The organism is Desulfomicrobium norvegicum (assembly GCF_900114595.1).
GTDB classification, from domain to species: Bacteria; Desulfobacterota; Desulfovibrionia; order Desulfovibrionales; family Desulfomicrobiaceae; genus Desulfomicrobium; species Desulfomicrobium macestii.
This window is the reverse complement of sequence record NZ_FOTO01000002.1, coordinates 238167-260382: the sequence shown is the minus strand read 5'-3', so window position 1 is coordinate 260382 and position 22216 is coordinate 238167. Positions and strand designations below refer to the sequence as shown.

Genomic DNA, 22216 nt, shown 5'->3' with positions numbered 1-22216 from the left:
CCAACGATTCAGGCTCCCAGCTCCGGCTGGGAGCCTTTTTTCAAAGATATTCAACGGCAAAATTGAAGGAGCGCGCATGAACCAGAACCTCACCCAGAAAATCATCGCGGCGCACCTCGTTGAAGGCGATATGCAGCCCGGAAACGAAGTGGCCATCAAGATAGACCAAACTTTGACCCAGGACGCCACCGGGACCATGGCCTACCTGCAGTGGGAAGCCATCGGCCTGCCCCGGGTCAAGACGGAACTGTCCGTCAGCTATGTCGATCACAACACACTGCAGATGGGCTTTCGCAACCCTGATGACCACCGTTACCTGCGCAGCGTGGCCGCCAAGTACGGCATCGTTTTCTCCCCTCCCGGCACCGGCATCTGTCACCAGCTGCATCTGGAAAATTTCGCGATTCCGGGCAAGACGCTCATCGGGTCCGACTCGCACACTCCCACTGCCGGCGGCATCGGCAGCCTGTCCATGGGCGCCGGAGGCCTCTCCGTGGCCCTGGCCATGGCCGGAGAACCCTACACCATCACCATGCCCAAGGTCTTCAAGATCCGCCTCGAAGGGCAGCTGACAGGATTCGCCTCGGCCAAGGACGTCATCCTGCACCTGCTCGGCATCCTGAGCGTCAAGGGCGGCGTGGGCGCGGTCATGGAGTACCACGGTCCGGGCGTCGCCACCTTGAGCGTTCCGGAACGCGCGACCATCACCAACATGGGCGCGGAGCTGGGCGCCACGGCGTCCATCTTTCCGAGCGACGAGCAGACCCGCGCATTTCTTGCGCTCATGGGCAGGGAAAAGGACTTCACGCCTCTGGCCGCCGACGAAGGAGCCGCCTATGACCGGGAAATCGTCATCGACCTGAGCACGCTTGCGCCCCTGGCCGCCCAGCCGCACATGCCGGACAGAGTCGTCCCCGTGGCCGAACTCGATGGAATGAATGTCGATCAGGTTGCCATCGGCTCCTGCACCAACTCCTCATACTCGGACCTGCAGAGCGTGGCCCAGATCCTCAAGGACGAACACATCGCCCCAAGCACCGACCTGCTCCTGTCCCCGGGTTCCAAACAGGTTCTCAAAATGCTCATGAGCGAAGGTCTGCTTGATCTCATTCTCGACGCCGGCGGGCGGCTCATGGAATGCTCCTGCGGCCCGTGCATCGGCATGGGCGGCTCTCCGTCCAGCGGCGGCGTCAGCGCCCGGACCTTCAACCGCAATTTCGAGGGTCGCAGCGGAACCCAGGACGGACAGGTTTATCTGGTGAGCCCCATCACCGCCGCTTTTTGCGCCCTGAACGGCAAGTTCACCGACCCGGCAACCTGGACCAAAACCGTTTCCAAACCGTCCCTGCCGGCCACGGCGCCGTCCATCCGCCATCTTTTCGCCTTCCCGCCCGAGGATGGGGGCGAGGTTGAAATCCTGCGCGGGCCCAACATCGTGCCTCTGTCGCCCTTCGACAGGCTGCCGGATGTTCTGGAGTTGCCCGTGGTGATCAAGGTTGGGGACAACATCACCACTGACCACATCATGCCTGCCGGCGCGGCCATCACCGCCCTGCGCTCCAACATTCCGGCCATCAGCAGACACGTCTTCGAGCGCGTGGACAAGGATTTCGTGACCCGGGCCGAAGCCGCCGGCCAAGGGCTCATCCTCGGCGGCGACAACTACGGACAAGGCTCCAGCCGCGAACATGCGGCGCTCGCACCCCGTCATCTCGGGGTCCGGGTGGTTCTGACCAAGTCCTTCGCCCGCATTCACAAGGCGAACCTGATCAATTTCGGCATCCTTCCTCTGATGCTCGCCAACGAGGCCGACTACGACTCACTGGCCCAGGGCGATGTCCTGCGCATCGAGCTTGGCGCTCTCGCGCCCGGGGCGACTCTTTTGGCCTCGACATCGGAAGGCAGACAGCTCACTTTGACCCATGATTTGACGGGTAATGAAATAGCCATTATCAAGGCGGGCGGTTTGCTCAATTACGTCAACGACAGGCAAAAATAAAAGCCTCTCGGGGCAGTTCCCATTATTTTTAACTTCAGACACTTTGTCGGAGATTCCATGCTAGATATCCTGCGCCAGGGCGCCCAAAGTTGGGGAATAAAAATCCTCTTCGGCATCATCATTGCCGTTTTCGTTTTGGCCTTTGGCATGAATCGCGTGCAAAACGACCAGACCACCGTCGTTGCCACGGTCAATGATTCCCCCATTCTCTTCCGGCCTTTCCAGGAACGCGTGCAGCGCAGCCTCGAACTCGCGCGCAGCCAAAACCCGAACCTGACCGCCGAAATTCTGGCTCAGATGGGATTCAAAAGGCAGATCCTTGAGCAGATGGTCATCGAAGAACTGATGATGCAGCAGGCTGCAAAGCTCGGCCTGACCGTTTCCAAGGAAGAACTGGCCAAGGAGATTCATCTCATTCCCGCCTTCCAGAACGAAAGCAACGTCTTCGATCCGGGCGCCTACCAGAACGTGCTGCGTGCCAACAACCTCACTCCCGGCAAATTCGAATCCGAATACATGCGCGGGATGACCATGGACAAGCTGCGTACCTACGTCGGCCTGCCCGGACGTCTCGGCGAGGATCAGGCCCGCGACTTCTATACCTACGGTCGCAGCACCGCGGTCATATCCTATATGATGTACCCGTGGGAACGCTACCAGAATCAGGTCAACGCCACGGAAGAGCGCATCAACGAATATTATGAGGCGCGCAAGGCCAACTATGCCGTGCCCGCCCGGGCCAAAATCGCCTACCTGCTGCTCACCCCCGCGACCTTGGCCGACCTTTCGCTCGTCTCCCCCGAGGAAACCGAAAAATACTACGCCGAGAACAAGGAACAGTTCAAGATCGAAGAGCAGGTCAGGGCCCGCCACCTTCTTGTGCGTGTTGACGAAAACGCCGATGACGCGGCTGTGAAAAAGGCCATGCAGACCATCGAGGCCGCCCAGAAGGACCTCGCGGCAGGCAAGTCCTTTGCCGAGGTCGCCGCGAAATACACCGAGGACCCCTCCGGCACCCAGACCGGCGGTGAACTTGGCTGGTTCGGACGTGGCAGGATGGTCAAACCCTTCGAAGACGCCGCCTTCGCCCTTGAAAAGGGTGCTGTCAGCGAGCCGGTCCGCACCCAGTTCGGCTTTCATCTGATAAGCGTTGAAGACGTCAAGCCTGCGGGATATCAGGACTTTGAATCTGTCGCGACCGACATCGCAAATATCATCGCCGAGGATCGCGCGGCGGAAACGCTGCAGGATCGCCTGGACCAGGCCCTGGAGATGGTGCTCGTTGGCGAGCCTCTCGATGCCGTGGCCAAGGCCATTGGCCTGAAGCTCGAAGTCCGCGAATCGGGCTACTTCGCCAAGAATCAAGGACCAAAGGAACTGCCCGGCCTTTCTCCGGAAAACGCCCAGACTCTGTTCGACCTGCCCCTGGACATCACGACACAGTCCCCGCTCCCCATTGCCGACGGATACCTGCTTGCCACCAAGCTTGAGCAGGTGGCCGAAAGCGTGAAGCCGCTGGAAGCGGTCAAGACTGAGATCGTCGCGGCCATCACTCGTGAAGAAGCCCTGAAAATGGCCAAGACCGCCGCGGAAAAGGATCTGGAAACGCTTCTCAAGGGTGAGTCCCTGGCCGACGCCACGCTGAAGGAAACGGAACCCTTCGGGCGGCAAGGATCCATATCCGGTCTGGGCATGAATCAGCTGCTGGCCAGCAAGGCCTTTGAAACTGAAGCCGGTTCATGGCTGCCCGAGGCATACGCCTTCCCCGAAGGCTACGTTCTGGCCAGGGCCGACAAGGTGACTCCTCCGGCTGAAGAAGAATGGGCCGCAGAGAAGGAATTATGGCTGACCTCCCTCAATGAGCGCGCCGAAGAGCAGACCGTGCAGGCCTTTGTCGCGGATCTGCGCGCCAAGGCGGATGTGCGCATCACCAACCCCGCGCTGCTCGAAAACTAGCGCCGCCACTGGCGTTCCCTGAAAAATGCGAAAGCCCGTCTCGACTGAGGCGGGCTTTTTTCATGCGTGTCGGCAAGATTCCTTCAGATGGTGATCCACTCCACTTCGGGCTCCTGCCCGGACGTGAGATGGAGCCGGGCCATCCCGCCCTCGCCGGACCTTGGCCAAAACAGGGAGCCGGGGTTGAGCAGGCGCACGCCTTCGGACGACAGCCGCCAGTCACGTATATGCGTGTGTCCGTAGCAGACAATGTCCACGCCCTGAAATCGGCCCGCGACGACATCTCCCACCCTGGAACGCGGCCCCCATCCATGTCCCATGCCCAGCCGAAATCCTTCCAGCTCAAGCTCGCGCAGCACGGGCAGGGTACCGTTCAGGGGGGACAGGTCGCAGTTGCCCTGCACGGAGTAGAATCTGGGATGGGAATTGAGAAACGACCATGTTTCCTCGCTCACGCAGTCCCCGCAATGCAGAAGCACGTCGGCGTCACGGCAGTGGCGTTCGAAAATCGCGGCCAGCAGGTCATCGGGTTGATCCAGGTGCGTATCGGACATGACCGCTACAATCACGAAGCCTCCTTGCGCGCCAAAGGTTGAATCACGAATTCGCATTCAATCCACAGAGATTCTCCGGGTCCGGCTGAATTGCCATACGTGGATTTGAGCGTGGACAGAAACAAGAGCAGAAAGGCCTGGAACTCCTGGTCGCCGGAAACACGATTGACCACAAACTCGCCGATCCTGCCGTCTTCGAGAATGCTCAGGCTGACCAGAGCGTAGCCGGTACTGTCAGAAGACATGTTTTCCCACAGGGAGCGGATGGCTCGCTGCACAGCCCTGGCGCGTTTCAGATCCGCTTCGCTGCGAGGCTTCGAGACTCGCTTGCGCGTATCGGGACGCGCCTGCACATCCACGGAGATATGCAATGGCGCCGAATCCAAACGGGAAACGCCCTGGGCTTGCTGCTCGCGAAAAATTCGTTCGCGGTACATGTTGATGGTGTCGAGGTTGAGTTCAAGAACGCTTGGCAGACCGTAAAGAGGTCCGAAAACGACAAACCAGGCAGGAATGACGTGCAGGCAAAGAGCCAGAAAAAAGCTGAGTGCGGCCCTCCCGTGACGGAATCTGCTTGCTTCTGGCGCTGTCATGGTCCGCTAGGGGCGGGGCTTGCCGTTCCCCTTGCGCCACCAGGACTCATCCGGCCGCACAAACCACCAGTCCGACTGGTCCGTGGTCTGTATGGCCCGGGCAAGCTCCAGGGCCGGGTCCGTTTTGAGTCGCAACACCGCATGGTCCAGCCATTTGGACGCATAGGGATTGCCCAAATCCTGTTCTTCCTTCAGGTTGGCGATGAAATCGAGCTGGTCCGCATCTTGCGCCAATCTGGACTCAAGCGTCACGCCAGCCTCCAGCTCGTGCCAGAGCCCGAGCGCCTCCTCCCGCAGGCCGGTGCCCTCCAGGGCGTGCGTGATGGCCAGAACCGGGTTGCTCGTGTTGTAGATGCGATTCACGTAGTTGAAATCGCCGATACGGGCCTCGTGCACATCATGGAAGAGGCACAGGAATACGGTCCTGGCCACGTCCGCACCGGCCTTGCGCGCCAGCATGTAGCCGATCATGGCCGTGCGGAAGGAATGCTCGGCCACGTTTTCGGCTCCCGAACCCAGAAACTGGTATCCGGTGCGCGGCGTCTTGCGCAACATGCCAAGCTCGAAAACAAAATCGGCCAGACGCTTCCAGGTTTGGTCCGTCATGGTATTGGCTTCAGGTTCGGTATTCAGCATTGATCTTTATGTACTCCTCGGTAAAATCGGACGCCATGAGCATAAGCTCGGCCTCTCCGGCATGAAGCTCCAGGTCGATATCGACAACGTCCCGGCGCAGGGCCGAGGCCAGAAGGCTGTCCCAGTCCGCCTTGACCGGAGTGCCCTGACGGAAAATGGTCATGCCCGCGATGCGCACGACCACATCTTCGGGCGTGAACGCGGCTCCGCTGCGGCCCAGGGCGGCCACAATCCGGCCCCAGTTGGGATCGCGGCCATACAGAGCGGTCTTGACCAGCGGAGAATTGCCCACCGCCCGCGCGGCAAGCTGCGCGTCGGCCATGCTGGCCGCGCCGCTAACATTGATACGCATGACCTTGGTTCCGCCCTCGGCGTCCTGCACGATCATGTAGGCCAGATCCTGACAGATTTCGAGCAGCGCTTCCTCCAGAAGGTCCAGATCCGCTCCCCGCGCCTCGGCTGCAGTGCCGTTGGCCAAGGCCAGAACACAATCATTGGTGCTGGTATCGCCGTCAACGGTGATGGCGTTGAAGCTCCTGTCCACGCAGCGGGCCAGGGCGGCCTGCCACCACTCCTGTTCGACACCGGCGTCGCACAGGATGAAGCCGAGCATCGTGGCCATGTTCGGGCAGATCATGCCCGCACCCTTGCAGAACCCGGCCAGACGGACCGTGCCGGAGGAAAGCCGGGCCTCGCGCACGGCGAGTTTGGGAAAAGTGTCCGTGGTCATGATCGCCCGGGCCATGTCCACCAGCCCCATCCGGCCAAGATTGTCGCGCAGGGCGGGGATTCCCTTTTCCCAGAGCTCCATCTTGAGCTGGTCGCCGATAACTCCCGTGGATGCCGGCAGAATCGCCGTAGCTTCAAGGCCGAGGGCGGACAGCATTTCAAGGGTGGCCCGGCAGTTCGCAATGCCTTCCTGCCCTGTACAGGCGTTGGCCTGTCCGGAATTGACCACGATGGCGCGGATGCCCGAAGGCCCTTTTTCAAGGATCTCCCGGGCCACGAGCACGGGAGCGGCCTGAAAACGATTGGTGGTGAAGACTCCGGCCGCAACCGCCGGAACCGTGCTGACCACCAGCCCCAGATCGGAGCGCCCAGGTCGCTTGAAACCGCACTGCGCGGTTGAAAATTGGAATCCCGAAGGAATGTTCATTGTGCCTCCAGCTACAGAAAGTTCCGCCCAAAAATGCGGAACCTCGAATTCTGACAGGGGGAAAAATCTTTGTCAAACAGGGAGCTAGCTGTCGCGCTCGAAATAGTCGTCGGACAGCTGGCAGCAATTGGGCGCGCCCTTGGCCAACTCGGCCAGGCTGATGGTGTCCAGCTCGCGCAGCATGGCATCCGTGGCCCGCTGCCAGGCCGCTCGGGTAGGACAGACATCCGTCTTTTCGCACAGATCCGGTGCGCTCAAGCAGGCCGAAAGCTCCACCGAGCCTTCCATGATGCGCACGATGTCTCCCAGGGAGATATTCTCCGGCGAACGGCTCAGCTGGTGCCCGCCTGATGCGCCGCGCTTGCTCGTGACCATCCCGGCGTGCTTCAGGGGCTTGATGATTTGTTCGATGAACGGCACTGTGATGCCCGTGCGTTCTGAAATGTCGTTCACGCGATGGGGCACGCCCTCGTTGTGCAGGGCCAGGTCAAGCAGGATACGGGACGCATATCTGGATTTCGCAGAAAGCTTCATAATAATCTCGAATGATTGGAATTTTATTTTGAATCGACGATAACTCAAGAATGCGTCAAACCCATGCCGGTTCCTGCTTTCGCAAACACCGCGCATTCCAATTTGACCGGCATGGTTTAGTGTTCCCTACATGGTCAACGGCCGCACCGCAATATTGCACCCTTCAGGCAGCGGGAGTACTTAGGCACAAAGCATGAAGCACCTCCAAAACGTCCCCCTCAAGAACTATTGCACCTTCCGTATCGGAGGCGTGGCAAAAGATATCTTTTTCCCGGAAAACGCGCAGGAATTGGCGGAAATCGTGCTCCGTCATCGCTCCGAAAACACTGCTTTCTGGATTCACGGCGGCGGGGCCAACACCCTTTTCCCGGACGACGAAATCCTCCTGCCCGTCATCTCCACCAGCGAAATGACGGCCTGCGTCCGTGATGGCGGCACCGTGCGCGCGGAAGCCGGAAAGACCATGGACGCCTGGGTTCTGGAATGCCTGCGCGAGGGTCTGGGAGGAATCGAATGCCTGTCGGGCATTCCAGGAACTCTCGGCGGCGCGCTGTACATGAACGCCGGTGCCTACGGCCACGAAATCTCGGACCACCTCGTCTGCGTCACGATCCTGACCAAAGGCGGACGCGTGATCGACATTCCCAAAGAGGAATGCGGGTTCGGCTACCGCCAGGCCCTGGCCCTGCGCGAAGCGGTCGTGCTGGCCGGAACCTGGAATCTGCCGCAATCCGACCCTAGCCCCCTGCTGATCAAGCGCAAGGAAATACTGGCCCGGCGCAAGGAAAAGCAGCCGCTTGAATTTCCATCCGCCGGCAGCGTCTTCAAACGTCCCACAGGAGCCTACGCTTCCCAGCTCATCGATCAGGCGGGCCTCAAGGGCCTGCGCGTGGGCGGAGCGCAGGTTTCGGAAAAACACGCAGGATTCATCGTCAACGTCGACAACGCCACATGCCGGGATGTGCTCGACCTGGTCGAGATTTGCCGCAAAACCGTGCGGGAGCGTTTCGGCTACGAACTCGAACTCGAACAGTGCCTCTGCCCCTTCTGCCCCGATCACAAATAAGCCAGGAGAGCCCCATGCCCAAGGCCGTGCAGTCCGACATCGACATCGCCCAAAAAGCCAAGATGCATCACATCCGCGACATCGCGGCAAAACTCGGCCTCGGGGACGACCAGCTCGAACCCTATGGCAAATACAAGGCCAAGCTCCCGCTGGCCCTGGCCGAAAAGGACCAGTGCAAATACGGCAAGCTCATCCTCGTTTCGGCCATCACCCCAACCCCGGCCGGTGAGGGCAAGACCACCGTGTCCATCGGGTTGAACGACGGGCTGAACCGCATCGGCAAGAAGTCCATGGTCGTGCTGCGCGAACCGTCGCTCGGCCCGGTGTTCGGCATCAAGGGCGGCGCCACCGGCGGCGGCTATTCGCAGCTTTTGCCCATGGAGGACATCAACCTCCACTTCACCGGGGACTTCGCCGCCATCGAAAAAGCCAACAACCTGCTGGCCGCCCTCATCGACAACAATCTGCAGAGCAAAAACCGCTCGCTCAATCTCGACGGCCGGACCGTGGCCTGGAAGCGGGTCATGGACATGAACGACCGCTCGCTTCGGCGTCTGGTCTGCGGTCTGGGAGGCCTGGCACACGGCGTACCCCGCGAAACCGGCTTCGACATCACGGCGGCCTCGGAGATCATGGCCATCCTCTGCCTGGCCGACGATCTGCCGGACCTCAAACGCCGCCTGGGTGACATCTTTCTCGGGTTCACCTTTGCCCGCGAACCCATCCACGCCCGGGACCTGAACGCCCAGGGAGCCATGGCCGCCCTGCTCAAGGAAGCCGTCAAGCCCAACCTCATCCAGTCCCTGGAAGGCAACCCGGCCATCATGCACGGCGGTCCCTTCGCCAACATCGCCCAAGGCACCAACACGGTCATCGCCACCCGCACGGGCCTTTGCCTGGCCGACTACGTGGTCACGGAGGCGGGTTTCGGCTTTGACCTTGGCGGTGAAAAGTTTCTGGACATCAAGTGCCAGTCCGCCGGATTCGACCCCTGCGCAGTGGTCCTGGTGGCCACGGTGCGGGCGCTCAAATACCATGGAGGGGTCGAGCTTGCGCACCTGCCCGTGCCCAATGCCAAGGCCATCAGCCGGGGGCTTGAGAATCTCACCAAGCAGATCGAGAACGTGCGCCTCTTCCATCTCACGCCCATCGTGGCCATCAACCGCTTCGCCACGGACACGGATGAAGAGCATCAGGTCATCCTCGACCACTGTCAGTTCATGGGGGTGCAGGCCGCCGTCATGGAAGCCTGGGAGAAGGGCGGGGAAGGGGCCGAAGAACTGGCGGAACTTGTCGCGGCCACGGCCGACCAGTGCACCGCGCACTACAAGCCGCTGTACGACTGGAACCAGAGCGTGCGCGAAAAGATCGAGATCATCGCCACCCGCGTCTACGGCGCGGCCTCGGTGGAATATGCGCCCGGCGCGCTGAAGGATCTGGAAAAAGTCAAGCAACTGGGCCTTGAGGGATTGCCCGTGTGCATCGCCAAGACCCAAAGCTCCCTCTCGGACCAGCCGGGGCTGCGCGGCCGCCCACGGGATTTCGTAGCCACCGTGCGCGAAGTCGAGATCGCCTCTGGAGCGGGGTTTCTGGTCCCCATCACCGGCAACATGATGCGCATGCCCGGCCTGCCGGAAGTGCCCTCGGCGGAAAAAATCGACATCGACGAAAAGGGTGTGATCAGCGGACTTTTCTAGGAAGCCAGCAAAAAAACGGGCCCGCACCAAATGATGGCGCGGGCCCGTCGGATAAGTCTGGAAGATGGATTCCCGCCTTCGCGGGAATGACGCGGGCGCAAGGCGGCTGGTCGGGGTTCCGGCCAGCGCCCTGGCCACTCGCTTCACCATTATTTCATCCCCGCGAAGGCGGGGATTCTGCTTTTCAAATCAAGAATCCGGGGCTGCGGCCCTGATCAGGATACCTTGCCACCGTTGGCCACTTCCGAACTCGGCCCAAGCAAAGCAAGGCCCCCTTCCTTCTTCACCGCCAGCACCATGCCCTGGGAAACCAGGCCACGCAGCTTGCGCGGTTTCAGATTGGCGACCACGACCACTTGCCGGCCCACCAGTTCCTCGGGCTTGAAGAACTCGGCGATACCGGCCACGACCTGACGCGGCGTTTCGTCGGCGGTATCGATCTTGAGCACCAGCAGGCGGTCCGCTTCGGGATGAGGATTCGCCTCAAGCACCGTGCCTACACGCAGATCGACCTTGGCAAAATCCTCGAACTCGATGCATTCCGGGCAGGCCATCGCAATCTTGGGTTCAGGCTTTGGCTCCTTGGCGGGCTTGGCCTTCTTGGGCTCGACGGCCTTCTCCTCCCGCTGCTCCAGATCCTGGCGGGGGAAAAGGTTGGAACGCTCCGCGACGGGCGTGCCGGGAGCCAGGCCAAACCAGGAGGAAGTCTCGGACTCGAGGTCCGTGCTCTCGACGCTGAACTTCACCCCGAGCTGGGCCAGCATGGTCTCGCTCGTGCTCGGCATGACGGGCCACAGATGCACGGCCACCTTGCGCATGCCTTCGAGGATGACGTAGAGTACCGTCCCCAGGCGATTCATGTCCTTGTTCTTGTAGAGGGTCCAGGGAGCCGAAGAATCGATGTATTTGTTCAGATGGCGGACCAGCTCCCACAGGGATTTGAGCGCTCTTGAAAACTGGAAGTGTTCGAACTGGGTCTGATAATTGGCCATGGCATTGTGCCCGAGTTCAAGCACCTCCCGATCGAGATCGAGCAGCTCCCCGCATTCAGGCACCACCCCTCCGAAATACTTGTGGGTCATGGACAGGCTGCGCGAAAAGAGATTGCCCAGATCGTTGGCCAGGTCGGCGTTGAAGCGTCCAACCAGGGCGTCCTCGCTGAAAGAGGAGTCCTGGCCGAAGCTCATCTCCGACAGCAGAAAGTAGCGAAAAGCGCTGAGGCCGTATTTCTGGGCCATGTCCAGCGGGGCGACGACGTTGCCTATGCTCTTGGACATCTTGGTCTCGTTCACGGTCCAGTACCCATGCACGCGCAGCCCCTTGTAGAGCGGAATCCCCGCCGACATGAGCATGGTCGGCCAGAACACGGCGTGCGGCTTCAGGATGTCCTTGGCCACCAGATGATGCGCCCCGGACCAGTATTTGCGGAAATCCTCGCCGTCGGGATAGCCAAGAGCCGAAATGTAGTTGATGAGCGCGTCGAACCACACATAGGTGACAAAATCGGAATCGAAGGGCAGCTCGATGCCCCAGGTCAGCCGCGTCTTCGGCCGGGAAATGCACAGATCGCCCAGGTCCTCCTTGAGCATGGACAGGACCTCGTTACGATAGCGCTCGGGCTGGATGAAGTCCGGATTGGCCTCGATATGCTCGCGCAGCGGCTCCAGATACTTGCTCATGCGGAAAAAGTAGTTCTTTTCCTTGATGAACGTGGGCACGGTCTGATGGTCCGGGCACTTGCCGTCCACCAGCTCCTTGTCCGTGTAGAAACGCTCGCACCCGAAGCAGTAGTGCCCGCCGTACTCGTCGAAGTAGATGTCTCCCTTGTCGTACACGGTCTGCAAGACGTGACGCACGCACGCCTTGTGCTTCAGGTCCGTGGTCCGGATGAACTGATCGTTGGTCACTTCCAGCACGGGCCAGAGGTCCTTGAAGAGCTGGCTGATGGTGTCGGAATAGGCCTTGGGATCCTGTCCGGCCGCCTCGGCGGCCTGCACGATCTTGTCGCCATGCTCGTCCGTGCCGGTCAGAAAAAATGTCGCGTCGCCCTTGAGGCGATGGAAACGGCTCACGCTGTCGGCGACAATGGTCGTATATCCGTGCCCCAGATGGGGCCGGGCGTTCACGTAGTATATGGGTGTGGATATGAAAAACGGTTTCAAGCGATTCTCCTTGTCTGCCGGAATTTATTGCTGCCCGGAGGGCTTGGGTGAATGATCCTTGCGCCCGGGACCTGACCTTCGCCGCTTGTCCCTGGGCCGGTATTCCTTGCGTTCGCGCTGCTGATCGGAACCCTCCGGCCGGCTCTCGGGGCGGTCTGCGGGCGGCGTCGGCGCATCGTCGCTTTTGGGACGGGAAGGACCACGATCGGGCCGATCAGGACGGTCTGGCCGATCGGAACGAGCGGGGCGATCGGAACGATCTGGACGATCTGGGCGATCTGGGCGATCTGGGCGATCTGAACGTTCGGAACGATCAGTCCGTTCGGAACGCTCCGGGCGATCCGTTTTGGGGCCGGAGGGGCGCTCACCGCCGGAGCGGGGACGCTGATCCCTGCGAGGGGGTTTGGGCCTGCGCTCCGGGCGCGCGGTCTTGTTTCTGAGCTCCGGGTCCATGAGCGCGGCCAGCTCGGCCGGGACGTCCTCGGGGGCATCGTCACGGGTGGTCATGCGCGGCTGATCCGGCAGGACCATGGCCGCCCAGTCGGCCAGGGAAAAATCCAGCTCATCCCCGACCTCGTTCAGAACGCTGACGGAATCTCGAAACATGTTGGCCCGCAGGGTTTTCATGGGGCCCTGCGTGGTCATGTAGCGGCGGCCCAGCTTGGGGGCACGGCGCTGAAAATCCGCATAATTTTCTTTCTCGTAGGCCAGGCAGCACAGCAGGCGCCCACAAACCCCGGAAATCTTCGCCGGATTCAAAAAGAGGTTCTGGTCCTTGGCCATCTTGATGGTCACCGGCTCGAAGCGCCGCAGGTAGCGGCGGCAGCAGCACATCTGTCCGCAATTGCCGAGCGCCCCGATCATCTGCGTTTCATGACGCACGCCGATCTGGCGTAACTCGATGCGGGTGCGGTAATTTCGCACCAGATCCTTGACCAGTTCCCGAAAATCGACCCGGCCCGGAGCCGTGAAGTAGAAGATCATCTTGCTTTTGTCGAAGTAGATCTCAACGTCCACAAGCTTCATGTCCAGATTCATCCGCGCCATGGATTTCTGGCAGTACTTGCGGGCGTCTTTGGCCAGCTCGTCATTTTCACGGCCAATCTCCACATCTTCGGCCGTGGCCGGGCGATAGATCGGTTTGATCGACTCCAGGTCCAGGCCTTCGGGCAGACTGTCGCGCAAGGCCACTATCTCCCCGAATCCGATCCCTTCCTCGGTTTTGACCAGGACCATGTCATGCAGGGAAAGCACGAACGGCGTTGCCAAAAAATAATATATCTGTCCCTGGCGTCTGAAAGAAACACCAACGTATTGAGCCATAACATATCCTAAAATTTGCCTGTCGACGGCAACGGAAAAACGGTAACGGATTCACGGTGCGCAAAGGCGCAAGCAACCGGTTCCGAGCGAATACCCGGAACCGGTTGTGTATCGGGAGAATACGAAAGTGACAAGCTGGAGAAGTCCCGGCCTTCGCGCGATTTCCGGGGCCGTGGCACCCACGCCCCATGGCAAAGGGCTTATGCGCCTTTGCCCGAAGACGCGTTGATGACGTCCTCAAAGACGGCGATATCTGCCCCAGGTAGCGTACGCTCCCGGACTCCGCATGCTTCAAGCCGCACAGCTTGCCATGCAAGTTGCCGGGAAGGCGGCATTTTTCTCGTGCTTGTCAAAATCCCCCGGCAATCGTAAGCAGTACTAAAATCCCGTGCAGGAAGGACTTCCCCATGACCGTCGATCCCCTAAATTCATATTCCAGTCAGAGCCTTGGCTCCGACGCGAAGTGGAATGGCGGGCAGTCGCGGGAAATGCTCATGGCGAAGGTATCCACCCGCACCGTTGCCGTGCAGCTCGGCAAGCTCGGCGTAAGCCTGAGCACCCAAAACATCTCCCTGGACGAACCCGCGCCAAAAATCCTCAAGGATTTCGCGCAGGAACTGGAACTACAGTATCTGACCCAGCACGTTTCCCCGTACAGACCCGCCGGAGACTATTCCCAAAACGCGAACCTGCAGCGCCTCCGCGCAGGAGCCTACAGCCAACAAGCCTTTCAGACCCGCACCGTCAATTCCATGATCAGCGTGACGGTGTAGTCCTTCGGACCGCACCCGGCAACGCATTGTAAAACCTGACAAATCCCGCCGCGCGAAGCGCTTCGATGCGTCCGCGAGGCAAATTCGCGCCCCCGGGCTTGCCTAAAAAAAAGAGCCGCCATGTTCGGCGGCTCCTTGCTTTTACTTGGCGAGGAAGGCTTCCAGCTTCGCCAGCGCCCGGTCTATGCCCTCTGGCTCCGAGCCTCCGGCCTGAGCCAGGTCGGGCCGGCCGCCGCCGCCGCCCTTGATCTCCCCCGAGACTTCCTTGATGAGCGCCGGGGCCGTGTAGCGCCCGTGCAGATCCTTGCTGACCGCGAGCACGAGCATGGCCTTGCCGTCGATCTCGGCGGCCAGGGCGATGATGCCGCTTGAGAGCTTGGAGCGCAGATCGTCCATGAGATTCCTGAGTGCGTTCATGTCCGGTGCGTCGATCTTTCTGGCCAGCACCTTCATTCCGGCGATGTCCTTGGCCTCCGAGGCCAGATCCTTGCCGCTCTCGGACATGACTTTGGCCTGCAGGGTTTGCAGCTCGCGGGCCAGCGCCTTGGACTGATCCTGCAGGGCGATGATCTTCTTGCCCAGCTCATGAGGCGCGGCCTTGAGCGCGACTGCCGCCGAGCGCACTTCCTCGCGCTGCGCCTGCCAGTGACGCAGGGCGTCCCAGCCGGTCAGGGCCTCGATGCGGCGCACGCCCGCGGCGATGCCCGCCTCGGAAAGAATGACGAACGTTCCGGCCTGCCCCGTGGAGGACAAATGGGTTCCGCCGCAGAGTTCAACGGATTCGCCCGCCATCTCGACCACGCGCACGTCGGCCTCGTATTTTTCCCCGAAAAGGGCCATGGCCTGCTTCTGCTGCACGGCCGCATCATAGGACATGACCTGGGTGACGATGGGCGCATCGGCCAGGATGGCCCGGTTGACCTCGTCCTCGACCTTTTGCAGTTCTTCCGCCGAAAGGCCGCTTATGTGCGTAAAGTCGAAGCGAAGCCGTGAAGGCCCGACCAGGGACCCGGCCTGCTTGACATGTTCGCCCAGCACCCGGCGCAGGGCCGCGTGCAGCAGGTGAGTGGCGGAGTGGTTGCGCGCCGTGGCGATACGCTCGCCCTCCTCGACAAAAAGTTCCACTTCCTGGTCGGCCAGAATCTCTCCGCCTCCGACTTCGATCTTGTGCACGATGAGTCCGGCAGCGGGCTTCAGGGTGTCCAGGACCCTGGCACTGCCCGTGGGCGCCTGCACGCGGCCGGTGTCTCCCATCTGTCCGCCCGACTCGCCGTAGAAAGGAGTCTTCAAGGTGACCATGAAGCCCGTGCCTGAATTCAAACGCTCGACCGGCTGCCCCTCGGCGTCAAGCAATGCGACAATGCGGCTGGTCGCGGCCAGGCAGTCGTAGCCGATGAATTCCGACTCCAGCCCCGCTCCCGTGAGGGATGCGAATTGTCCGGCCAGCCCCTTGTCGCCGGAACCCGCCCAAGCCTGCTTGGATTTCTTTTTCTGCACGGCCATGTGCTCGCGAAAACCGGCTTCATCCACGCTGAAACCCTGCTTTTCAGCGATATCGTTGACGATATCGAGCGGGAAACCGTAGGTGTCATAGAGCTTGAAAGCCGTCTCGCCGCTGATGGTCGAAAGGCCGCCCGCCTTGAGGCTGGCCATCTCGTCCTCCAGAATGCGCAGGCCCTTGTCCAAGGTTTCGCCGAAACGCTCTTCTTCCTGGCGCACGACGCGGACCATGAACTCCCTGCTGGCGACGAGCTCCGGAAAAGTGCCACCCATCTCGCTCACGACCTGGTCAGCGGTGTCGCACAGAAAGGGCTCGTCAAAACCAAGCAGCTTGCCGAAACGATAGGCGCGGCGGATCAGACGGCGCAGCACGTAGCCGCGCCCTTCATTGGAAGGCAGCATGCCGTCGGCCAGCAGAAAGGCGATGGAACGGCTGTGGTCGGCGATGACGCGCAGCGCCGTGTCCGAGTCCTCGCCCTGATGGTAGGCCACGCCTGCCTTTTTGGCCATGGTCTGGATGAGGCCCTGGAAAAGGTCGGTGTCGAAGTTGGAGCGCTTGCCCTGACAAACGGCCGTGATGCGCTCAAGACCCATGCCCGTGTCGATGCTGGGCTTGGGAAGGGGGGTCAGAGTTCCGTCATCGGAACGATTGAACTGCATGAAGACCAGGTTCCAGATTTCAAGGTACCTGTCGCAGTCGCACTTGCCGATGCCGCAGTCCGGGCCGCAGGCCATGTCCGCGCCCTGGTCCACATAGATTTCGGAACACGGGCCGCAGGGGCCGGTGTCGCCCATGGCCCAGAAATTGTCCTTCTCGCCCAGGCGGAAGATGCGCTCCGCAGGCACGCCGGCCACCTTGCGCCACAGCTCTCCTGCTTCGTCGTCATCGCGGAAGATGGACACAAAGAGCTTTTCCTTATCGAGGCCCAGCTCCACGGTCACGAAATTCCAGGCCAGACGGATGGCGTCTTCCTTGAAATAATCGCCAAAGGAAAAATTGCCGAGCATCTCGAAAAAGGTGTGGTGGCGCGCAGTGCGTCCCACGTTTTCAAGATCGTTGTGCTTGCCGCCGACACGCAGACATTTCTGGGATGTGGCCGCCCTTGTGTAGTCGCGCTTTTCCTGGCCCAGGAAGATTTTCTTGAATTGGACCATGCCCGCGTTGGTGAACAGAAGGGTCGGGTCGTCCTGGGGCACCAGGGATGAGCTGGGCTGCACGCTGTGTCCGTGCTCCCGGAAATATTCCAAAAACCGTTTGCGAATTTCGCCGGCACTGATCACTTTATCCACCTCGTTTCACCCTGCCTGTTCCTTGCAGGGCCTAGATATTTATAAAAAAGGCACAGACTCAAGCCTTGACGGAAATGACGCATCCCTGACGCGGCAGTTTGTCGTCATCCCCGCGAAGGCGGAAATCCATGCTTTTCACTTTACGTTCAACGAAAAATTCAGCCGAAAAGAGCTATTCGACGGGCGCAAGCTCAACCGGCGCTTCCTGCTCCGGAACGGGCATGCCCAGGTGTTCGAGCAGGGCGCGTTCGATCTGCATGCGCAAATCGTCGTTGTCCTGCAAAAAGGCGCGGACATTCTCCTTGCCCTGGCCCAGCCGTTCCGAACCAAAGGCGTACCAGGCGCCGCTCTTGTCGACGATGCCCTGCTCGACGCCAAGGTCGAGCAGTTCTCCGACACGCGAGATGCCGGTGCCGAAAAGCACGTCGTACTCGGCTTCGCGGAAGGGCGGAGCCATCTTGTTCTTGACGACCTTGACCCGCACCCGGTTGCCGTAGGACTCTTCCTTGTCCTTGAGGGTCTGGATGCGGCGCAGGTCCAGACGCACGGAAGCGTAGAACTTCAGCGCGTTGCCGCCTGTGGTGGTCTCGGGGCTGCCGTAACCGGTCATGCCGATCTTCATGCGCAGCTGATTGATGAAAATGATGGATGTGCGCGACTTGTGGATCGTGCCGGTCAGCTTGCGCATGGCATGAGACATGAGCCGGGCCTGCCCGCCGACCTGGGTCTCGCCCATGCTCCCTTCCAGTTCGGCCTGGGGGATGAGGGCGGCCACGGAGTCGACCACGACCACGTCCACGGCGCTGGAGCGGACCAGCATGTCCGCGATCTCCAGGGCCTGCTCGCCGTAGTCGGGCTGTGAAATGAGCAGATCCTCGGTCTTGACCCCGAGCCTGCGGGCGTAATTGATATCCAGGGCGTGCTCGGCGTCGATGAAGGCCGCCACGCCGCCGCGCTTCTGGGCTTCGGCGATGATGTGCAGGGCCTGGGTGGTTTTACCGGAGGATTCAGGCCCGAAAATTTCAGTGACCCTGCCGCGCGGAATGCCGCCCACGCCCAGCGCCAGATCGAGACCGATGGAGCCCGTGGGAATGACCGGGACCACCTGATGGGATGTATCGGAAAGACGCATGACCGAGCCCAGGCCGTAGCGGCGCTCGATTGTTGCCAGCGCGGTTTCCAGCGCTTCGCGGCGGGCATCTTCGGGAGAAACGTTTTTTGGTCGGGCCATGAGCAGCTCCATGAAAGTTGGGGTTTCCGAAAAACGGACAAGCAGTGATTCGTAGCAAATATGGTTTTGGAAGACAATTATTCAGGTCGCCGGGAAATTCGTACAATTCCCGCGCAGTGCGTGAAAATGGGGGGCACGTATGTATTTTCATCCTTGCGCCGCCCCCGGGCTTTGGCTAGCAGCACGGGCATGAACACCTTTGACGCGCTCTCCCTTTTCTCCGGCGGCCTGGACAGCATCCTGGCCAGCAAGCTGATGCAAAGCCTCGGACACAAGGTTCTGGGGCTGCATTTCGTCAGCCCTTTTTTCGGCAAGCCGGAGCAGGTGCCCGAATGGGAACGGGAATACGGCATCCCCATCACGGCCATCGACGTGGGTCAGGAGTTCGTGGACCTCATGGCCGCGTTCCCCCCCCACGGCTTCGGCAAGGTCCTGAACCCCTGTGTGGACTGCAAGATCCTGATGCTGCGCCGGGCCAAAAAGCTGCTGCCGGTCTACGAGGCATCATACATAATCTCCGGCGAGGTTCTCGGACAGCGCCCCATGTCGCAACGCGCCGACACCCTGAACATCATCCGCAACGACGCCGATGTCCGCGAAGTGCTGCTGCGCCCCTTGAGCGCCGGCCTGCTTCCCGTCACGCCTATGGAGGAATCAGGGCTGATCGATCGCGCCAAGCTGCGCTCTCTGGTCGGCCGCGGGCGCAAAGGACAATACGCCCTGGCCAAGGAGATGGGCGTGACCAAGATTCCGACCCAGGCAGGTGGATGCCGCCTCGGAGAGCGGGAATCGGCCCGGCGCTACTGGCCCATCCTGCGCACATTCCCAAAACCCCTCGCCCCGTATTTCGATCTGGCCAACGTCGGACGCCAACTCTGGCGCAGGGAAGCCGACACGGTCACCGGCCACTGGATGGTCATGGGCCGGGACTACAGGGATAACCAGAAACTCCTGAAGCTGGTCAGCCCCGAGCAGTACGTCTTCGAACTCAAAAGCTTCCCCGGGCCCAGCGCCGTCGGCGTCCCGATTCCCGGACTGAACTGGACCGATGAGATCCTGGCCGAAGCGGCGGCCTGCCTGGCATCCTTTTCCCCCAAGGCCAGAATGCACGGTGATGCCGTGGAAGTTTCCATCGAGCGCCACGGCGCGGAACGCATCATTTCAGTCCGCCCCGACAGGCCCCACGGCTTCGAGGACAATCTGACCTGGCCCCAGACCCGGGCGCAACAGAAGATTTGGGAGCGAACGCTGGCCGAAATCTGACCGTTTCGACATTTTCCGCCTCGAATCTCCCATTCTTTGCCTCCAGCCCTCATTTTTCGTATCCTTGCGCCATAAAATCCCGTATCAAGGCTCGAAAAGCGCAGGGCTTTTCGTATCATTTCGGCCGGTACCCTTGACTCGTATCAATAAATTCGCCAATAGTAATGCCTATCAAAACCATCAACATTGTGACTGAGTCCTAGTCACAACATATGGAGAGTAATCATGAAAATGCTGATAATTTATTATTCGGCCTACGGTCATATCTGCACCATGGCAGAAGCAGCCGCTGCTGCGGCCCTTGAAATTCCGGGAGTAGAGGTGACCCTGCGCCGCGTGAGCGAAACGTTGAGCGATGACATCCTGGCCAAAATGGGGGCGCTGGAAGCGGCCAAGGCACAGGCCGATGTACCGGTGGTCACGGTCGAGGAATTGGCGGAAGCCGATGCCGTGCTGTTCGGCACCCCGACACGCTTTGGCAACATGACCGCCCAGATGAGGCAATTTTTGGACTCGACCGGTGGGCTGTGGATGAAGGGTGCCCTGGTCGGCAAACCCGGCGGAGTGTTCGCGTCCAGCGCGACCCAGCACGGCGGGCAGGAATCGACGATCCTGTCCTTTCACACCTATCTGCTGCATCAGGGCATGGTGGTGGTCGGTCTGCCCTATGCATTCCAGGGTCAGATGCGCATTGACGAGATCACCGGCGGCTCACCCTACGGAGCCAGCACCATCGCCGGTGGCGACGGCTCCCGTCAGCCCTCGGAGAACGAGCTTGAGGGAGTACGCTTCCAGGCCAGGCACCTGGCCGAAATCGGCTTGAAGCTCAAGGGCTGAAAACCGCTGCAGGCATGAACCGACCCCGCGCATCTTTTGATCGCGGGGTCTTTTTTTCCCCTGAGCCTGCCGAGTTGAAGCTGTTTCGGTGCAAAGAAGAGCAGCTTGAAGAACTATCCTTGATACGGCCACCCGCCAGCCAATGATCACCTGGAAGCAGCGTACCCACTGCCTATGGCGGAAAAAGGCAGGTCCAGGCCCAGTTCCGGGACTTGTCTGCCGATCCAGGCCACGAAGGTGTTGCTGTTGGGGCCGGGGAAGGCCTTGTATTCCGTAGGCCACGGATAATTTCTGGCGGCGCGGTCCACGGCGTCAATCATCTCGTCCACACCTGGCCCCCTGTGTTCCACGAGCAGACGGGGCGGGGCTCCGTACCAGTGGCGGTCGGGAGCGTCCTTGGCAATGCCCACGACTGGGTTACCCCTGTGCGCCCTCCAGCCGACCACGTCGTAGACCGTGTAGGAATCTTCCCCGGTGCGTTTGGCCGCGACCCAGGTATGGATAGCGAACCAGCCCCGCCAGCCCCAGGCGTCGGCTCCGTAGACATGCAGCACGGCCTCGGGGGTTTGGGCCGGGTCGGGGGCGATCCCGGCAGGTTCGCGGCTGGCCGTGCGCCAATCCTGGTTGGAGGAACAGGAAAAGAGCAACACCATCATGCACAGCAGAGCCAGACGAATCCTCATTCTTCCCCCTTCGTGTTTTCAGCGTCCTTGCCGGGTTCGAATCCGCCAGTGAGGACGCGCACGACCTCGCTGGCCACGTAGAGCCCGAACATGCCCGTCAGGTACGAAATGGACCCGATGGGCGCACGCGGACGGCCGCTGACGCCCTGTTCAAGCCCCTCGTCGATAACCGGAGCGTTCTTGTTCAGCGCAGCCTCGGTGGAGAAGACGCAGCGCACACCCGTGGTCACACCCCGGCGACGCAGGCGCTTGCGGATGATCTGGGCCAGGGGGCACATGAAGGACTTTGAAATATCCGCAGCCAGGATCTTGGAGGGATCCAGCTTGGCCGCCGCGCCCATGCTGACCACAACGGGCAGGCCCGCCTCGCGCGCCGCCACGATGAGGTTGACCTTGGAGTTGACGCCGTCGATGGCGTCCACCACCACGTCGAAGCGCGGCTCCATGAGCCCGGCCACGTTGTCGCCGTCCACGAACTGGACCCTAGCCTCGACACGACAGTCCGGGTTGATGTCCAGCACCCGCTCCCGAGCCACATCCGCCTTGTGTCTGCCCACGGTCGAGTGCAGGGCGAAGAGTTGCCGATTGATGTTGGAGAGCCCTACGGTATCGTGGTCAAAGAGAACGAGGCTCCCCACCCCGGCCCGAGCCAGAGCCTCCACCACATAGGACCCCACGGCCCCCAGCCCGAACACGGCCACCGTCCCCCCCTGCAGGCGGGCCAGGCCATCCTCGCCAATGAGCTGCATGGTCCGGGCGAATCGCATCATATTTACTTCACCTTCTATTTCCCAATAATATCGATAAATTCATTGTAATCCACGCCCCCTCTCCCGAACTTCGAATCCCGGTCCACGGCCTGACGGTCTGCCTTGCCATTTTCCCTGAAATCCGATTCTCCGCTCAAGGTCTGTCGGTTTGCGGCGTCCGCGTCGGATCGACTGTCTGACTGAGCCAGGCATC

18 protein-coding genes are annotated in these 22216 nt (G+C 61.0%); 7 read left to right on the top strand and 11 right to left on the bottom strand.

Annotated elements, in window-relative coordinates; translation table 11 throughout:
• The first annotated feature begins 76 nt into the window (after positions 1-76).
• Both BMZ24_RS05170 and BMZ24_RS05165 read left to right on the top strand, forming a co-directional pair.
• A complete protein-coding gene (locus BMZ24_RS05170) occupies positions 77-1999 on the top strand; it encodes an aconitate hydratase (protein ID WP_092189978.1) in 1923 nt (640 codons plus the stop codon).
• 57 nt (positions 2000-2056) lie between these two features.
• Entirely contained in the window at positions 2057-3955 is a 1899-nt protein-coding gene (locus BMZ24_RS05165; protein ID WP_092189976.1) for a peptidylprolyl isomerase, read from the top strand.
• Positions 3956-4038: 83 nt separating this feature from the next.
• Here the strand turns inward: BMZ24_RS05165 and BMZ24_RS05160 are convergent, their stop codons facing one another.
• The 5 genes from BMZ24_RS05160 to BMZ24_RS05145 form a co-directional block, all read right to left on the bottom strand.
• Positions 4039-4524, bottom strand: coding sequence for a metallophosphoesterase family protein (locus tag BMZ24_RS05160; RefSeq protein ID WP_161949041.1), 486 nt, complete (start codon positions 4522-4524; stop codon positions 4039-4041).
• Positions 4521-5102: a hypothetical protein gene (locus tag BMZ24_RS19380; protein ID WP_143077838.1), complete on the bottom strand. Its 582-nt coding sequence runs from the start codon at positions 5100-5102 to the stop codon at positions 4521-4523. Before BMZ24_RS19380 ends, BMZ24_RS05160 begins: the two co-directional genes overlap by 4 nt.
• 6 nt (positions 5103-5108) lie before the next feature.
• Positions 5109-5738 carry an HD domain-containing protein gene (locus BMZ24_RS05155; protein ID WP_092189972.1) on the bottom strand — a complete coding sequence of 210 codons (630 nt, stop codon included), beginning with the start codon at positions 5736-5738 and terminating at the stop codon, positions 5109-5111.
• Positions 5719-6894: a bifunctional glutamate N-acetyltransferase/amino-acid acetyltransferase ArgJ gene (argJ, locus tag BMZ24_RS05150; protein WP_092189970.1), complete on the bottom strand. Its 1176-nt coding sequence runs from the start codon at positions 6892-6894 to the stop codon at positions 5719-5721. Before argJ ends, BMZ24_RS05155 begins: the two co-directional genes overlap by 20 nt.
• A gap of 84 nt (positions 6895-6978) precedes the next feature.
• Positions 6979-7428, bottom strand: coding sequence for an RrF2 family transcriptional regulator (locus BMZ24_RS05145; protein WP_092189968.1), 450 nt, complete (start codon positions 7426-7428; stop codon positions 6979-6981).
• A 193-nt stretch (positions 7429-7621) separates the two neighbouring features.
• Here BMZ24_RS05145 and murB point away from each other — a divergent pair, with 193 nt between their 5' ends.
• Together murB and BMZ24_RS05135 are read left to right on the top strand one after the other, a co-directional pair.
• Positions 7622-8494: a UDP-N-acetylmuramate dehydrogenase gene (murB, locus tag BMZ24_RS05140; RefSeq protein ID WP_092189966.1), complete on the top strand. Its 873-nt coding sequence runs from the start codon at positions 7622-7624 to the stop codon at positions 8492-8494.
• Positions 8495-8508: 14 nt separating this feature from the next.
• Positions 8509-10191, top strand: a complete 1683-nt coding sequence (locus tag BMZ24_RS05135) for a formate--tetrahydrofolate ligase (protein WP_208599803.1) — start codon at positions 8509-8511, stop codon at positions 10189-10191.
• 215 nt (positions 10192-10406) lie between these two features.
• Here the strand turns inward: BMZ24_RS05135 and metG are convergent, their stop codons facing one another.
• A complete protein-coding gene (metG, locus tag BMZ24_RS05130; RefSeq protein WP_092189964.1) occupies positions 10407-12353 on the bottom strand; it encodes a methionine--tRNA ligase in 1947 nt (648 codons plus the stop codon).
• A 24-nt stretch (positions 12354-12377) separates the two neighbouring features.
• Positions 12378-13676, bottom strand: a complete 1299-nt coding sequence (locus BMZ24_RS05125; protein ID WP_092189962.1) for a PSP1 domain-containing protein — start codon at positions 13674-13676, stop codon at positions 12378-12380.
• A 407-nt stretch (positions 13677-14083) separates the two neighbouring features.
• Here BMZ24_RS05125 and BMZ24_RS05120 point away from each other — a divergent pair, with 407 nt between their 5' ends.
• Positions 14084-14449: a hypothetical protein gene (locus BMZ24_RS05120; protein WP_092189960.1), complete on the top strand. Its 366-nt coding sequence runs from the start codon at positions 14084-14086 to the stop codon at positions 14447-14449.
• Positions 14450-14590: 141 nt separating this feature from the next.
• On the opposite strand, the gene alaS is transcribed toward BMZ24_RS05120, so the two are convergent.
• Both alaS and recA read right to left on the bottom strand, forming a co-directional pair.
• Complete coding sequence (alaS, locus tag BMZ24_RS05115) at positions 14591-17230, bottom strand: alanine--tRNA ligase (protein WP_092189958.1); 2640 nt, start codon at positions 17228-17230, stop codon at positions 14591-14593.
• Between the two features lie 181 nt (positions 17231-17411).
• Positions 17412-18470 carry a recombinase RecA gene (gene recA / locus BMZ24_RS05110; RefSeq protein WP_092189956.1) on the bottom strand — a complete coding sequence of 353 codons (1059 nt, stop codon included), beginning with the start codon at positions 18468-18470 and terminating at the stop codon, positions 17412-17414.
• A 189-nt stretch (positions 18471-18659) separates the two neighbouring features.
• On the opposite strand from recA, the gene BMZ24_RS05105 reads away from it, so the two are divergent.
• Positions 18660-19733 (top strand): adenine nucleotide alpha hydrolase family protein, encoded by a 1074-nt coding sequence (locus BMZ24_RS05105; protein WP_092189954.1) that lies wholly within the window; start codon positions 18660-18662, stop codon positions 19731-19733.
• Between the two features lie 225 nt (positions 19734-19958).
• Positions 19959-20570, top strand: a complete 612-nt coding sequence (gene wrbA / locus BMZ24_RS05100) for an NAD(P)H:quinone oxidoreductase (RefSeq protein WP_092189952.1) — start codon at positions 19959-19961, stop codon at positions 20568-20570.
• Positions 20571-20716: 146 nt separating this feature from the next.
• Here wrbA and BMZ24_RS05095 read toward each other — a convergent pair whose 3' ends face one another.
• Together BMZ24_RS05095 and BMZ24_RS05090 are read right to left on the bottom strand one after the other, a co-directional pair.
• On the bottom strand, positions 20717-21253 hold the full coding sequence (locus BMZ24_RS05095; protein WP_092189950.1) for a DUF3750 domain-containing protein: 537 nt from the start codon (positions 21251-21253) through the stop codon (positions 20717-20719).
• Entirely contained in the window at positions 21250-22023 is a 774-nt protein-coding gene (locus BMZ24_RS05090; protein ID WP_092189948.1) for a tRNA threonylcarbamoyladenosine dehydratase, read from the bottom strand. Before BMZ24_RS05090 ends, BMZ24_RS05095 begins: the two co-directional genes overlap by 4 nt.
• Between the last annotated feature and the right edge of the window lie 193 nt (positions 22024-22216).

Coding starts and splice junctions, on each gene's coding strand:
- BMZ24_RS05155 (WP_092189972.1), bottom strand. CDS start 5,738: ATGCTGAATACCGAACCTGAAGCCAATACCATGACGGACCAAACCTGG.
- BMZ24_RS05145 (WP_092189968.1), bottom strand. CDS start 7,428: ATGAAGCTTTCTGCGAAATCCAGATATGCGTCCCGTATCCTGCTTGAC.
- BMZ24_RS05095 (WP_092189950.1), bottom strand. CDS start 21,253: ATGAGGATTCGTCTGGCTCTGCTGTGCATGATGGTGTTGCTCTTTTCC.
- BMZ24_RS05170 (WP_092189978.1), top strand. CDS start 77: ATGAACCAGAACCTCACCCAGAAAATCATCGCGGCGCACCTCGTTGAA.
- BMZ24_RS19380 (WP_143077838.1), bottom strand. CDS start 5,102: ATGACAGCGCCAGAAGCAAGCAGATTCCGTCACGGGAGGGCCGCACTC.
- BMZ24_RS05135 (WP_208599803.1), top strand. CDS start 8,509: ATGCCCAAGGCCGTGCAGTCCGACATCGACATCGCCCAAAAAGCCAAG.
- BMZ24_RS05165 (WP_092189976.1), top strand. CDS start 2,057: ATGCTAGATATCCTGCGCCAGGGCGCCCAAAGTTGGGGAATAAAAATC.
- wrbA (WP_092189952.1), top strand. CDS start 19,959: ATGAAAATGCTGATAATTTATTATTCGGCCTACGGTCATATCTGCACC.
- argJ (WP_092189970.1), bottom strand. CDS start 6,894: ATGAACATTCCTTCGGGATTCCAATTTTCAACCGCGCAGTGCGGTTTC.
- murB (WP_092189966.1), top strand. CDS start 7,622: ATGAAGCACCTCCAAAACGTCCCCCTCAAGAACTATTGCACCTTCCGT.
- BMZ24_RS05090 (WP_092189948.1), bottom strand. CDS start 22,023: ATGATGCGATTCGCCCGGACCATGCAGCTCATTGGCGAGGATGGCCTG.
- BMZ24_RS05120 (WP_092189960.1), top strand. CDS start 14,084: ATGACCGTCGATCCCCTAAATTCATATTCCAGTCAGAGCCTTGGCTCC.
- BMZ24_RS05105 (WP_092189954.1), top strand. CDS start 18,660: ATGAACACCTTTGACGCGCTCTCCCTTTTCTCCGGCGGCCTGGACAGC.
- recA (WP_092189956.1), bottom strand. CDS start 18,470: ATGGCCCGACCAAAAAACGTTTCTCCCGAAGATGCCCGCCGCGAAGCG.
- BMZ24_RS05125 (WP_092189962.1), bottom strand. CDS start 13,676: ATGGCTCAATACGTTGGTGTTTCTTTCAGACGCCAGGGACAGATATAT.